13 protein-coding genes are annotated in these 12,302 nt (G+C 66.5%); 4 read left to right on the top strand and 9 right to left on the bottom strand.

The window, feature by feature from the left end:
• Positions 1-157: 157 nt before the first annotated feature.
• From aguB to MUB46_RS07070, 8 genes are all read right to left on the bottom strand, one after another.
• The gene (gene aguB / locus MUB46_RS07105; protein WP_261615190.1) at positions 158-1,030 is read right to left on the bottom strand and encodes an N-carbamoylputrescine amidase; all 873 of its coding nucleotides are present in this window, start codon (positions 1,028-1,030) and stop codon (positions 158-160) included.
• Positions 1,031-1,088: 58 nt separating this feature from the next.
• Entirely contained in the window at positions 1,089-2,264 is a 1,176-nt protein-coding gene (locus MUB46_RS07100) for a YbfB/YjiJ family MFS transporter (protein WP_261615189.1), read from the bottom strand.
• Positions 2,265-2,277: 13 nt separating this feature from the next.
• On the bottom strand, positions 2,278-3,318 hold the full coding sequence (locus tag MUB46_RS07095; RefSeq protein ID WP_261615188.1) for an agmatine deiminase family protein: 1,041 nt from the start codon (positions 3,316-3,318) through the stop codon (positions 2,278-2,280).
• A gap of 70 nt (positions 3,319-3,388) precedes the next feature.
• Complete coding sequence (locus tag MUB46_RS07090; RefSeq protein WP_261615187.1) at positions 3,389-4,597, bottom strand: acyl-CoA dehydrogenase family protein; 1,209 nt, start codon at positions 4,595-4,597, stop codon at positions 3,389-3,391.
• A gap of 64 nt (positions 4,598-4,661) precedes the next feature.
• Positions 4,662-5,438 (bottom strand): SDR family NAD(P)-dependent oxidoreductase, encoded by a 777-nt coding sequence (locus MUB46_RS07085; protein WP_261615186.1) that lies wholly within the window; start codon positions 5,436-5,438, stop codon positions 4,662-4,664.
• A complete protein-coding gene (locus MUB46_RS07080) occupies positions 5,438-7,024 on the bottom strand; it encodes a TRAP transporter large permease (RefSeq protein ID WP_261615185.1) in 1,587 nt (528 codons plus the stop codon). The genes MUB46_RS07085 and MUB46_RS07080 overlap by 1 nt, the downstream gene beginning before the upstream one ends.
• A gap of 5 nt (positions 7,025-7,029) precedes the next feature.
• The gene (locus MUB46_RS07075; RefSeq protein ID WP_261615184.1) at positions 7,030-7,560 is read right to left on the bottom strand and encodes a TRAP transporter small permease subunit; all 531 of its coding nucleotides are present in this window, start codon (positions 7,558-7,560) and stop codon (positions 7,030-7,032) included.
• 69 nt (positions 7,561-7,629) lie between these two features.
• Positions 7,630-8,727 carry a TRAP transporter substrate-binding protein gene (locus MUB46_RS07070; protein WP_261615183.1) on the bottom strand — a complete coding sequence of 366 codons (1,098 nt, stop codon included), beginning with the start codon at positions 8,725-8,727 and terminating at the stop codon, positions 7,630-7,632.
• A gap of 271 nt (positions 8,728-8,998) precedes the next feature.
• Between MUB46_RS07070 and MUB46_RS07065 the strand changes: the two genes are divergently transcribed.
• A complete protein-coding gene (locus MUB46_RS07065; RefSeq protein ID WP_261615182.1) occupies positions 8,999-9,799 on the top strand; it encodes a gamma-glutamyl-gamma-aminobutyrate hydrolase family protein in 801 nt (266 codons plus the stop codon).
• 53 nt (positions 9,800-9,852) lie between these two features.
• On the opposite strand, the gene MUB46_RS07060 is transcribed toward MUB46_RS07065, so the two are convergent.
• Complete coding sequence (locus MUB46_RS07060; RefSeq protein WP_261615181.1) at positions 9,853-10,527, bottom strand: haloacid dehalogenase type II; 675 nt, start codon at positions 10,525-10,527, stop codon at positions 9,853-9,855.
• A gap of 91 nt (positions 10,528-10,618) precedes the next feature.
• On the opposite strand from MUB46_RS07060, the gene nthA reads away from it, so the two are divergent.
• The 3 genes from nthA to MUB46_RS07045 are packed head-to-tail and all read left to right on the top strand — an operon-like array spanning position 10,619 to position 12,301.
• Entirely contained in the window at positions 10,619-11,263 is a 645-nt protein-coding gene (gene nthA / locus MUB46_RS07055; RefSeq protein ID WP_261615180.1) for a nitrile hydratase subunit alpha, read from the top strand.
• Positions 11,260-11,919 carry a nitrile hydratase subunit beta gene (nthB, locus tag MUB46_RS07050; protein ID WP_261615179.1) on the top strand — a complete coding sequence of 220 codons (660 nt, stop codon included), beginning with the start codon at positions 11,260-11,262 and terminating at the stop codon, positions 11,917-11,919. The genes nthA and nthB overlap by 4 nt, the downstream gene beginning before the upstream one ends.
• The gene (locus tag MUB46_RS07045; RefSeq protein WP_261615178.1) at positions 11,906-12,301 is read left to right on the top strand and encodes a nitrile hydratase accessory protein; all 396 of its coding nucleotides are present in this window, start codon (positions 11,906-11,908) and stop codon (positions 12,299-12,301) included. The genes nthB and MUB46_RS07045 overlap by 14 nt, the downstream gene beginning before the upstream one ends.
• The last annotated feature ends 1 nt before the right edge of the window (position 12,302 follow it).

The raw sequence follows: 12,302 nt of genomic DNA, 5'->3' as shown, positions 1-12,302 counted from the left end.
CGTTTCCTCTTGCCGCTCCGCCGATCCGGGGCGGGCCATAATGTATACCCACCATGATAGGTCAGCACTATTGCCTTACAAGAGGTCGCCGACATGGTGGCCATGCACAGACTAGCATGCGGCAACGTGCTCCGCAGGCGTCGAAAGCAGGACGGGCTCATAGCTCGCCGTCGAGCGTGAGCAGCGTGTCATACATTTCCGGGCGCCGGTCGCGGAAAAGCCCCCACGCCGCCCTGTTTGCGGCAATGGCGTCGAGATCGAAGGTCGCAGTAAGCACGGTTTCGGTCGAGCGGTCGGCCTCGGCGACCTTCTGACCCATCCAGTCGGCAATGAACGAGGAGCCGTAGAAGGTTATCGACGTGTCGCGCTTGCCCGCTTCCGTACCGATACGGTTCGAGGCGACGAGCGGCATCAGGTTTGCACCGGCATGGCCGCACATCACTGTCTGCCAGTGCGCGCAGGAATCCCATTCCGGATCGATCAGCTCCGAACCGATCGCCGTTGGATAGAGCAGGATCTCCGCCCCCGACAGCGCCATCGAACGGGCGGATTCCGGAAACCACTGGTCCCAGCAGATCCCGGACCCGATACGACCGAATTTCGTGTCCCAGACTCGAAAACCGGTGTCGCCGGGACTGAAATAGAACTTTTCCTCGTATCCCGACCCCTGGGGGATGTGGGTCTTGCGATAGAGGCCGAGGACGGCCCCGCCCGCATCCACCATCGCGAGCGAATTGAAGAACGCCTTGTTGGCTTTTTCGAAGAAGCTGACCGGCAACACCACGTCGAGCTCGTCGGCGAGCGCCTGGAACCGGCGGATCGTCGGATGCCCGTCGAGCGGATGGGCTCGGCCGAAATGCTCCGGCAGTTCGTCCTGGCAGAAATAGAGCCCCTCGAACAGCTCCTGGATCAGGACGACGTTCGCGCCCTTGCCGGCCGCCTCGCGGATCAAGGCCTCGGCGCGGGCGACGTTCTCGTCGACGACGTCGGTGCAGGCCATCTGCGTGGCGGCGACGGTGACTTCCCTCATGTCACTTCCTCAAACATGGTCGCTTCCCCAAACATGCCAAACATGATTGTGTTCCGTGTCATGACGCGGAGCCGGTCTCCTGCGCAACCCCTATCCCGCGCCGGGCCATGGCCACGACGAGCACCACCGTCCCGAATACGAGAACAGCGGCCGAACCGATCAGCGTCTCGGAATAGCCGACGCCGGCCGCCACGAAATGCCCGGCGACCGCCGGGCCGACCATCTGCCCCAACCCGAATCCCGCCGTCAGGATCGCGATGCCGCGCCCGTCGACGCTCTGCCGGCCGACGGCCAGCGTCAGCATGGTCACCCCCATCAGCGTGCCGCCGAACATGGCGGCGGCGGCCAGCGCGACGAACCCGTTGCCGCTCAGGGCCGGCAGCGCGACGGAGACGATCTGGACCACATAGGCCGCGACCAGCGCGCTGGCGTAGCCGATACGGCCGGCGGCGGCCGCCCACAGCAGCGTGCTGAACACGCCACCGATGCCGGCGATCACCCAGACCCAGTCGGCGAAGGCCTCCATGCCGGGCCGGCCCTTGACGATCGCCACGATGAAGGTTGCGAAGACCGAGTAGCCGAGCCCCTCGCACGTGTAGTTCACGAGCAGCGCGGCGAACGGCAACGGCCGCGGCTGGCGGGTCCGTGCGCTGATCTTGTGCGGCCGCGCCTCGAGCTGCCGATCGCGCATCTCGGCGAAGATGAACGGAACCATCAGCACGCACAGGCCGGCGGCGAGGTACCACATCTGCCCCGACGACAGCGCGTGGCCGGCGACCTGCGCCAACACGCCGGACAGCGCGATGCCGGCGCCGACACCCGAGAACACCCAGGCCAGCCTGCCCGGTTCGCCCGCCAGGTGCAGCGCCTCGGCGACGACCGTCGCGGCCACGATCATGGCCAGGGCGCTGGCGACGCCGGAGACGAACCGCAGCGCCATCCACAGAGCGACGTCGTCGGTCAGCCCCATCGCCGCCGTCGTCAGGACACTCGCCACCACGCTGATCCGGAAGATCCACAGGCGCACCGGCCCCGGCCGGATGAACGAGGCCGCGATCGAGCCGGCCAGATATCCGGCGAAATTGGCCGACGCGATGAACCCGGCGACGGCGGCGTCGAAGCCGTAGTCGCGCTGCATCAACGGCAGCATCGGCGTGTAGTAGAAACGCCCGACGCCCATGACCAGTGCCATGGCCAGAAGGCCGGCAAGCAGGAGCCGCGTCGCCTGGCTCATGCCGCGCTCCGTCTCATCCGGCCCGCGCCAGCGGTTCCTGCTGGGTGATGCAGTGGATGCCGCCGCCGCCCTCGAAGATGCGGGTGGCCGGCACCTGCACGATCCGCCGGTCGTTGAACAGGCGGCGGAACAGGTCGACGACCTCCTCATCCTTCGGATCGTCGAAGCCGCACAGCACCACGCCGCCGTTGACGAACGAGAAATTCACGTAGGTGCAGGACAGCGGCTCGCCGTTCGCCTTGAACCGCTGCGCCGGCGCGTCGATCTCGATGACGTCGAGCGTGCGTCCGGCGGCATCTCTAGCGGCTTTCAGGGTGGCGATGTTCTCGCGGGCGATATCGTAGTCGGGATGGGCCGGATCCGGCTGGCGGTGGGCGAGCACCAGGCCCGGCCTCAGGAAACAGGCCAGCGTGTCGACGTGTCCGTCGGTGCCGGTGTCGTCGCAGTCGGACTCGAGCCCCTGTTTCAGCCAGATCGCCGTGCGGGTGCCGAGCAACGCGTGGATCTCGGCCTCGACCTCGGCCTTGGTCCAGTTCGGATTGCGGTTGGCGTTGAGCTGGACGGATTCGGTCAGCATCACCGTGCCCTCCCCGTCCACATGGATCGCGCCGCCCTCGTTGACGAGCCTGGAGGCGAACCGTTCGGCCCCCGCCCGCTCAGCGACGAAACGGGCGATCAGCGCATCGACCTTGTTGTCCGGAAAGGTGCGCCCGCCCCAGCCGTTGAAGGTCCAGTCGACCGCGCCGAGCCTGCCCTCCGGGCCGAGTACGAAGGTGGGGCCGAAATCGCGCATCCACGATTCGGCGATGTCATGCTCGACGACCTCGACGCCGGCCTCGAGATAGCCGCGCGCCTGCGCCTTGCCCCCCGGCGGCGCCAGCATGACGACAGGCTCGAACCCGGCGATCGCATTGGCGACCGCCGCCCAGGCCCGATAGGCGCCGTCCGCGCCGCCGGTTCCCTCGAGCACGGTCTCCGCCACCGGCCAGGCCATCCAGGTACGGCGATGGGCCGACCATTCGGCGGGCATGTGGAAACCGCGTGTCGAAGCCATGTGTCGCCGTCCTGTGCTGGCCCGTCTCGTCGCAAGCGGGAACCGCGAACGCGAGACCGTCCGCCGAAATCTAGCTCCCCCAGCGCCAGAAGTCCTGCCCCTCCTTCGCGTAGAAACGGGCGAGCACCATGTTGTGCACCTCGGAGGCACCGTCGACGATGCGGGCGCACCGGGCATAGCGGTAGATCCACTCGAGGATCGTGTCCTTGGAGTAGCCGCGCGCGCCGTTCAGCTGGATCGCCACGTCCGCCGCCTTCTGCAGGGTGTCGGCGACATGGACCTTCGCCATCGACACTTCCTTGCGAGCGAAATCGCCCTGGTCGAGCATCCAGGCCGCGTGCATGACCAGCAGCCGGCCGATCTGGATGTCGTGGGCAAGCTCGCCCATCTTGAGCTGAACCGATTCCCGGTCGGCGAGCCGGATGCCGAAGCCTTCGCGGCGCGACGTGTACTCCGCGGCGATCTCCATGCAGCGCTTGGCAAGCCCCAGCCAGCGCATGCAATGGGTGAGACGCGCCGGCCCGAGGCGGATCTGCGTCGCCTTGAGCCCGTCGCCGACCTCCATCAGCCGGTCCGCGTCGGCGATCTCCAGCCCATCGAACTCGAGCTCGCACACTCCGCCATGCTCGTCCGGACCCATGTTGTCGATGCGCCGGACGATCTTCCAGCCCGGCTGGTCGCGATGGAACAGGAACGCGGACAGGTGCCGGCGCTTCTCCTCCGGATTGGGATCGGTGCGGGCGACCAAAATGAAATGCTTGGCGACCGCCGCGCCGGAGATGAACCATTTGCGCCCGCGCACGATCCACTTGTCGCCCTGTTTCTCGGCGCTTGTGAGCATCATGCCCGGATCCGAGCCCCCGCCCGGATGCGGTTCGGTCATCACGAAGGACGAATTGACCGCACCGTCGATGATCGGCTGCAGCCACCGGTCCTTCTGGTCCTCGCGCGCCACCATCGACAGCAACCGCATGTTGCCGTCGTCCGGCGCGGCGCAATTGATGCACGACGGCCCGAAGATCGACCGGTTGGCCTCTTCGTAGAGGGCGGCCTGCCCGATCATCGGCAGGCCGAGGCCGCCGCGATCGGTCGGCATCTGCGGTGCGTAGATGCCAGCGGCGCGCGCCTTGGCGCGCATCCGGTCCCGCAGATCCATCCGGATGTTCTCGAATTCGTTGTAGCTTGCCGGATCGGCTTCGAGGGGCTCGATCTCGTCGGCGACGAACGTACGCACCTTCAGGCGAAGGGCGTCGATCTCAGGCGAAAGTGTGAAGTCCATGGGCGCTCCCGTCGTTTCGACGGGACAATCGCCGCTCGGGTCGCCAAGGGCAAGATCTAAGTCGTCAGAGCGCGATGCCGCCGTCGACGAGGATGGGCGTGCCGGTGATGAACGAGCCCGCGTCGGAGGCGAGCAGCAACAGCGTGCCGTCGAGCTCCTTGATGTCGCCGAGCCGCTTCATCGGCACGTAGCGCTGGATCATCTTCTTGCCGCCCTCGGTCGCGAAGTAGTCGCTGTTGATTTCGGTCTCGATATAGCCAGGGCAGATCGCGTTGACGCGGATGTTCGCATCTGCGAGTTCGAGCGCCATCACCTTGGTGAGCTGCACGACGCCGGCCTTCGCGGCGGCGTAGGCGCCGAGCGTCTTCGAAACCTTGAAGGCGATCGCGGAGGCGATGTTGACGATCGATCCGCCCTTGCCGACCGCGGTCATCCGCCGTGCCGCCTCCTGGCCGACGAGGAAGACACCGTCGAGATTGGTATCGAGCACCTTGCGCCAATCCGCCGGGTTCATGTCGGCGATGAACCCCTCGGCGGCCACGCCGGCGTTGTTGACGAGGATGTCGACCGGGCCGAACGCCTTCTCCACCGCATCGAAGGCGGGCGCGATGGTATCGATGTCGGTGACATCGAGCGGCACCGGCAACGCGTGGCCGCCGCGGGCCTCGATTTCGGACTTGAGCGTCTCCAGCCTGTCGGTCCGACGCGCCGCGATTCCCACGTTCGCCCCGTTCGCGGCCAAGACTTCCGCGAACCGCCAGCCGAGACCGCTCGACGCGCCGGTAACAAGCGCGGTCCGCCCCGAAAGGTCGAACAGTTCACCAACACTCGCAATCGTCATCAGTTGTACACCACGCCAGGTAGCCAGGTTGCCAGTGCCGGCATGTACCAAAGCACGACAAGTGCGATCAACTGAATAAAGACGAAGGGAATTATGCCCCGGTAGATGTCCATCGTCTTGACGGATGCCGGCGCCACCCCGCGCAGATAGAACAGCGCGAAGCCGAAGGGCGGCGTCAGGAACGAGGTCTGCAGGTTCACCGCCATCATGATGCCGAGCCAGACCGGACTCATGGTGCCGCCGTCCGGCATCTCCAGCGTCAGCAGGATCGGCGCGACCAGCGGCACGACCACGAAGACGATCTCCAGGAAGTCCAGGAAGAAGCCGAGGAAGAACATCAGCAGCATGACGGCGATCATCGCGCCGAGCGCACCGCCGGGCATGCCCTGCAGCGCGGCGTGCACCATCTCTTCGCCGCCCAGGCCGCGGAACACGAGGCTGAACAGCGCCGCGCCGATCAGGATCACGAACACCATCGCGGTGATCTGCGTGGTGGTCTGCATCACCGGCACCAGAACCGCGCCGCGGTACACGCGCAAGAGCGATATCAGAAGCCCGTAGGCGATCCCGATGCAGAACGCGGCCGCGACCCAGATCCCGGCCATGTCGGCGGTCGGAATCTCGGTGCGCGCGACGCGCAGGTCCATGAAACCGGTCAGAACCAGGACGCCGATCAGCGACAGGCCCGCGATATAGACCGGCCACGGCCGGGTCTCGTCCAGGCGGTACCCCGCCAGAAGGGTCGCGCCGATGGCGCCGACGGCGGCCGCCTCGGTCGGCGTGGCCACACCGGCCAGGATCGAGCCGAGCACGGCGACGATCAGCAGGATCGGTGGCAGCAACGCGTGCAGAACCTTGCCTAGGCCGACGTCGCCCGTATCCGCCGCCGGCATGGGCGGAGACGTCTCCGGCTTAACGATCGCCATGAAGACCTGGTAGACCAGATACATGCCGACCAGGACGAGCCCCGGGATCAGCGCCCCGGCGAACAGGTCACCGACCGACACCGTCTCCGGCGAGAAGATGCCCATGTCGAGCTGGGCCTTCTGGTAGGCGTTGGACAGCTGGTCGCCGAGGATGACGAGCACGATCGAGGGCGGAATGATCTGGCCGAGCGTGCCGGACGCGGCGATCGCGCCGGTCGCCAGCCGCGGCGAATAGCCGTAGCGCAGCATGGTCGGAAGCGACAGGAGCCCCATGGTGACGACGGTCGCGCCGACGATGCCCGTCGAGGCGGCGAGCAGCATGCCGACGATCGTCACCGAAATGCCCAGGCCGCCGCGCATCTTGCCGAAGAGCCGGCCCATGGTCTCGAGCAACTCCTCGGCCACGCGCGAGCGCTCGAGCATGACGCCCATGAACACGAACAGCGGCACCGCGACCAGCACCTCGTTGGTCATCGTGCCGAAGATGCGTTGCGGGAAGGCGAGGAAGAACGACAGGTCGAAGACGCCGGCCAGGTAGCCGATGACGCCGAAGACCAGCGCGACGCCGGCGAGCGTGAACGCCACCGGATAGCCGGCCAGCAACACGACGCAAACGACGACGAACATCGCGATGTCGAGGGAGTGCTGGAGGCCGCCCATCGCCGTCACTCCGCCGACCGCAGGGCTTTTGTCTCCGTTTCGTCACCCCGCAGCGTGAGGACGGATCGGATGATGATGGCGAGCCCCTGCAGGCCCATGAGGACGGCGAAGACAAGGATCGCGGTCTTCTGCAGATAGCGTGCGGGAATGCCGCTGGCTTCGGTCGAGCCTTCCCAGATGGACCAGGACTGGAACACGTAGGGCCAGGCAATCCAGAAGATCAGAACGCACATCGGCAGCAGGAAGAAGACCGACCCCAGCAGGTTTACCAGGGCCTTGGTGCGCGGTGCGGCCTCTCTGTAGAAGATGTCGACGCGCACGTGCCCGTCATGCCGGAGCGCATAGGCGGCGCCGAGCATGAAGGTGAAGCCGAACATGTAGATGACCAGCTCCTGCATCCAGATCGATCCGACGCCGAACACGTACCGGCCGACGACGATCAGAAACTGGACGAGCACGATCGCCAGCGCCAGCCACGACACGGCGCGGCCGATCCGCTCGTTCAACCCGTCTACGAAATTTGCGATCTCGCGCATCGTGCCCGACGACGGGAGGTGCGGCCCCAGGGGACGCCGCACCTCCCTCGATGTGCCGTTGTTGCGTTTCTACGAGCCCAGGACGCGCGCCCGGTCTCGGACATAGGCCGGTTCGGCGACCTGGCTCCAGCCGCGATAGTCGTCGCGCGACTTGAGATACGCGTCATGGATGCGCTTGCCGATATCGTCCGTCGCCGCGGACGCCAGGACATCGGGAGCCGCCTTGCCCAACGCGTCGATGATGTCGTCGGGGAAATGGCTGACCTTGACCCCGTGCTCGTTGATCAGCGTGTTCAGGGACTTGGCGTTGTTGGCGTTGAAGTCGGCATAGAACTGGCTGTTCTCGGCCGCCGCCGCCGACTTGAAGATCTCCTGGTCGGTCGGAGACAACTTGTCCCAGACGCCCTTGTTGATCCCCAGGCCGATCGCTGCGCCGCCCTCCGACATGTTGGGATAGTAGTAGTTCTTGGCGACCTTGTAGAAACCGAAGGCCAGATCGTTCCACGGCCCCACCCAGTCCGCGCCGTCGATGGCGCCGGACTGCAGCGCCGGGAAGATCTCGCCGCCCGGGAGGTTGATCACGTTGACGCCGATCTGCCGCATCAGCTCGCCACCGAGCCCGGGCATGCGGAACTTCAGGCCCTTGAGGTCCTCGAGGCTCTTCACCTCGTTCTTGAACCACCCGGCCATCTGGGTGCCGGTGTTTCCGCACAGAAGAGACTTGATGTTGAAGCCGGCGCCGAGCTCGTCCCAGAGCTCCTGACCGCCGCCATAGGCGATCCACGCAGACTGTTCGGCGTACGTCATGCCGAGCGGAACGGCACAGAAGAAGGCGTAGGCCGTATGCTTGCCGAGCCAGTAGTAATCGGCGGCGTGATACATGTCCGCGGTGCCCTGCGAGACCGCATCGAAGGACTCGAACGGCGGCACGAGTTCGCCGGCGGCGAACACCTTGACGGTGATCCGACCGTCGGTCAGCGCCGTGATGCGGTCGGCGGCGCGCTGGGCTCCGGTGCCCAGGCCGGGGAAGTTCTTCGGCCAGGTGGTCACCATCTTCAGTTCCATTGTGCCCTGCGAGATGGCGGGCGTCGGGAACGAAGCGGCGGCCGCGCTGGCAGCGGCAGCGCTGCCGATGCCGGCCTTCTTCAGAAACGAACGACGATCCATGTGGTTTCCTCCCACTTTCCGTGAGTGTTGGTGACTGCCATCCGGATCCGGCGTACCTATTGTCGTTGTCTCGGTCCCGGCGGCACCGACCGGCCGTTGCGGCGCGGCGATCGTCGATATAAAGCGCAGCCGGTTGCGCAACACAAGTCTACTTCCGTTGCGGCAAATCTCCGTGTAACGGATCGCACGCGCGGGGAGAAATACCTAAGTATTGCGGCAACATCGCCAATACGCCGGAATGTTGCCGGCTAATCAAAGAAAGGAATTCCCCATGAACGCTGGCGTTAGGGGCCAGTCGGTTGGCCGTCCGGTCGTCGCCGTGCCCGCGGACGTGAAATCCTTCGAAGGATACCGCTGGCACGCGGCCGCTGCCCAGTATCTGGAGGCGGTTGCCCATGTCGCCGGCGCGATGCCGCTGGTCGTTCCCGCGCTCGGCGGCGAATTCGACTATTCGCGGATCCTCGATTTCGTCGATGGCGTGATGCTCACCGGCAGCCGCTCCAACGTGCACCCGGGCAACTACGGCGAAGCACCGACGCCGGCCCACGAACCCTTCGACGAGGGGCGCGACGCGACGACGCTGCCGTTGATCCGCGCGACGCTTGAGCGCGGTCTGCCGCTGTTCGCGATCTGCCGCGGATTTCAGGAACTCAACGTCGCGCTCGGCGGCTCCATCGCCGCCGAGATCCAGGAGCAGCCGGACCGCATGGATCATCGTGCCCCGGAATCGACGGTCCAGGACGAGCGGTTCGCCATCCGACAGAGGATCGATATCCGTCCCGGCGGACGACTGGCGTCGATCCTCGGTACCGAGCCGATCAAGGTCAATTCCCTCCATCGCCAGGCGATCGACCGGCTGGCCGACGATCTCGAGATCGAGGCAACGGCGCAGGACGGCACGATCGAGGCCGTCTCGGTCAAGACCGCCAAGGCGTTCGCGCTCGGCGTCCAGTGGCATCCCGAATACTGGGCGGGGTCCGATCCCGCGTCACGGACGCTGTTCGAGGCATTCGGCGACGCCCTCCGCGGCTATCGGTCGCAGAAGGCGACGCTGCTCTCGGCGGCCGGGTGACCCGCGCAACACCTGCAGCCGATCGGCGGGAACGGCGCTGCCGCCACGCGGGCTCAGGATACCAGATCCGGAATAGCGTCCAGCGTCGCGACCTCGGCGGAAATGTCGCCCGGCAGGTTGTCGGGCGGCACACCGAGCCGGTTGAGACGGGCGACCTTGAAGCCGAAATTGGCGGCTCCGCTCGCATCCCACGGGTTCATCGACACGAACAGCATGTCGGCGGCGGGAATTCCCAGTTCATCGACCGCGAGCTGATAGACGCGCGGGTCGGGCTTGTAGATGCCGACCTGCTCGATAGAAAGAACATGGTCGAGTTGCGCGTCCAGCCCCGCCGACTTCGTCGCCGCATCGAGCATCGCGGGCGAGCCGTTCGACAGGATCGCGGTGGTCAGCCCCTTCGATTTCAGGGTCTCCAGGCAGCGGCGCGCGTCCGGATAGGCGTCGAGCGTCATGTAGAGATCGAGCAGCCGCGCCCTCAGCGGGGCGTTCGAGACGCCGTGCGCGGCAAGCGCGTAGTCGAGCGCATCGGCTGTCACGGCAAGGAAATCCGCGTGCGCGCCCATCAGGCTTCTGAGCCAGGTGTACTGCAACTGCTTGTCGCGCCACATCCGGGATACCGCGTCGGCCTTATCGCCAAGCGCGGCGGCAACCTTGGCGACCGGCGCATGAACGTCGAACAACGTTCCATAGGCATCGAAAACGCAGGCGCGGATGCCATCGAGCTTCATGGACCCCTCCTCCCGCTGGCAATCAGACACTGGCCTGCGGCGACCAGCCTGTCTAGGATCGCAATGGTAAAGCTGTTGTGAGGCACGAGCGATGTCCGGTGACCACCACGACCATGACCACGACAGTTCGGAGCTGTCCCCGACGGCGTTGCGGGTCCGCGCGCTGGAATCCCTCCTCGTCGAGAAGGGCTATGTCGAACAGGCGGCGCTCGACAAACTGATCGACACCTACGAGCACAAGGTGGGCCCGCGGAATGGCGCCCGCGTCGTCGCCAGGGCCTGGAGCGACCCGGCGTACCTGGAACGCCTGCGCGAAGACGCAACGGCGGCGATCGCCGAGCTCGATTTCACCGGCCGGCAAGGCGAGCACATCGTGATCGTCGAGAACACGCCCGACGTGCACAACATGGTCGTCTGCACCCTGTGCTCCTGCTACCCGTGGCCGGTGCTGGGCCTTCCCCCCGTCTGGTACAAATCGCCGCCCTACCGGTCGCGCGCCGTGATCGACCCGCGCGGCGTTCTCTCCGAATTCGGGGTGGAGCTGCCCGAGGAGACCGAAATCCGGGTGTGGGATTCGACGGCCGAGGTCCGTTACCTGGTGATCCCCATGCGGCCGGACCACACCGAGGGCCTGGACGAGGAGGCGCTGGCCGCGCTCGTCACCCGCAACGCGATGATCGGAACGGGGATCGCCCTGTCACCCGAGGAAGCGTGCGCTGAGGGAGGGGGCGAATGAACGGGGTCCACGACATGGGCGGGATGCAGGATTTCGGTCCCGTCGTCCCCGAACCGAACGAGCCGATTTTCCACGCCGACTGGGAACGCCAGGTGCTGGCGCTGACGCTCGCCATGGCCGCGCCGGGGGGCTGGAACATCGACATGTCGCGCCACGCCCGCGAGAGCCTGCCCCCCGCGCAATACCTATCGTCCAGCTACTATCAGATCTGGCTCGCCGGCCTCGAGAAACTGATGAGCGAACGCGGTCTCCTGACTGGCGAGGAAATCGAGACGGGTCGTGCGGCCGAGCCCCCGAAGTCCGTCGACCGCATTCTGAAGGCCGAGAACGTGGCCGGGGTGCTCGCCAGCGGCACGCCCTACGAACGGCCGGCGGACGAGCCGGCACGGTTCAAGACCGGCGACAGGGTGCGCGCCAGGAACCTCCATCCCGAGGGGCATACGCGGCTGGTGCGCTACGTGCGCGGCCATGCCGGCACGATCACCCGCGTGCACGGCTGCCACGTCTTCCCCGATGCCAGCGCGCACGGGCTCGGCGAACGGGCCCACTGGCTCTACTCGGTGCGCTTCACCGCGCGCGAGCTCTGGGGCGAGGAAGCCTCGGCGCGCGATACCGTGCAGGTCGATCTCTGGGAGCCCTATCTTGAGCCCGCCTGAGGCCCCGCGCCCCGAGATCGCAACGGCTCTGGAGACGCTGCCGTCGATCCCGCGCGACCGGTATGGTCCGGTATTCGCCGAGCCCTGGCACGCGCAGGCCTTCGCCATGACCGTCGAACTGAACGCCGGCGGCCATTTCACCTGGAGCGAATGGGCCGACACCCTCGGCGCGGAACTGAAGCGGGCCGGTCCCCACGCGACCGGCGACGATGCCTACTATTCCGCCTGGCTGAGCGCGCTTGAACGCCTGCTCGATCGCAAGGGGATCGTTCCCGAAGCCGAAAGGTCAGGCCGCGAGAGCGCCTGGGACCGCGCCGCGAAGGCGACACCCCATGGCCAGCCGATCGAGCTCGGCGCCGAAAACACGGAAAAGGCCGGCTAAA

The organism is Microbaculum marinisediminis, assembly GCF_025397915.1.
Taxonomy (GTDB): Bacteria; Pseudomonadota; Alphaproteobacteria; order Rhizobiales; family Tepidamorphaceae; genus Microbaculum; species Microbaculum marinisediminis.
Note: the sequence above shows the minus strand (reverse complement) of the source record. Positions and strands in the feature narration are given on the sequence as shown.

What these genes read in the sequence shown, in the direction of transcription:
- aguB (WP_261615190.1), bottom strand. Translation starts at nt 1,030, where the DNA reads ATGAGGGAAGTCACCGTCGCCGCCACGCAGATGGCCTGCACCGACGTC.
- MUB46_RS07100 (WP_261615189.1), bottom strand. Translation starts at nt 2,264, where the DNA reads ATGAGCCAGGCGACGCGGCTCCTGCTTGCCGGCCTTCTGGCCATGGCA.
- MUB46_RS07095 (WP_261615188.1), bottom strand. Translation starts at nt 3,318, where the DNA reads ATGGCTTCGACACGCGGTTTCCACATGCCCGCCGAATGGTCGGCCCAT.
- MUB46_RS07090 (WP_261615187.1), bottom strand. Translation starts at nt 4,597, where the DNA reads ATGGACTTCACACTTTCGCCTGAGATCGACGCCCTTCGCCTGAAGGTG.
- MUB46_RS07085 (WP_261615186.1), bottom strand. Translation starts at nt 5,438, where the DNA reads ATGACGATTGCGAGTGTTGGTGAACTGTTCGACCTTTCGGGGCGGACC.
- MUB46_RS07080 (WP_261615185.1), bottom strand. Translation starts at nt 7,024, where the DNA reads ATGGGCGGCCTCCAGCACTCCCTCGACATCGCGATGTTCGTCGTCGTT.
- MUB46_RS07075 (WP_261615184.1), bottom strand. Translation starts at nt 7,560, where the DNA reads ATGCGCGAGATCGCAAATTTCGTAGACGGGTTGAACGAGCGGATCGGC.
- MUB46_RS07070 (WP_261615183.1), bottom strand. Translation starts at nt 8,727, where the DNA reads ATGGATCGTCGTTCGTTTCTGAAGAAGGCCGGCATCGGCAGCGCTGCC.
- MUB46_RS07065 (WP_261615182.1), top strand. Translation starts at nt 8,999, where the DNA reads ATGAACGCTGGCGTTAGGGGCCAGTCGGTTGGCCGTCCGGTCGTCGCC.
- MUB46_RS07060 (WP_261615181.1), bottom strand. Translation starts at nt 10,527, where the DNA reads ATGAAGCTCGATGGCATCCGCGCCTGCGTTTTCGATGCCTATGGAACG.
- nthA (WP_261615180.1), top strand. Translation starts at nt 10,619, where the DNA reads ATGTCCGGTGACCACCACGACCATGACCACGACAGTTCGGAGCTGTCC.
- nthB (WP_261615179.1), top strand. Translation starts at nt 11,260, where the DNA reads ATGAACGGGGTCCACGACATGGGCGGGATGCAGGATTTCGGTCCCGTC.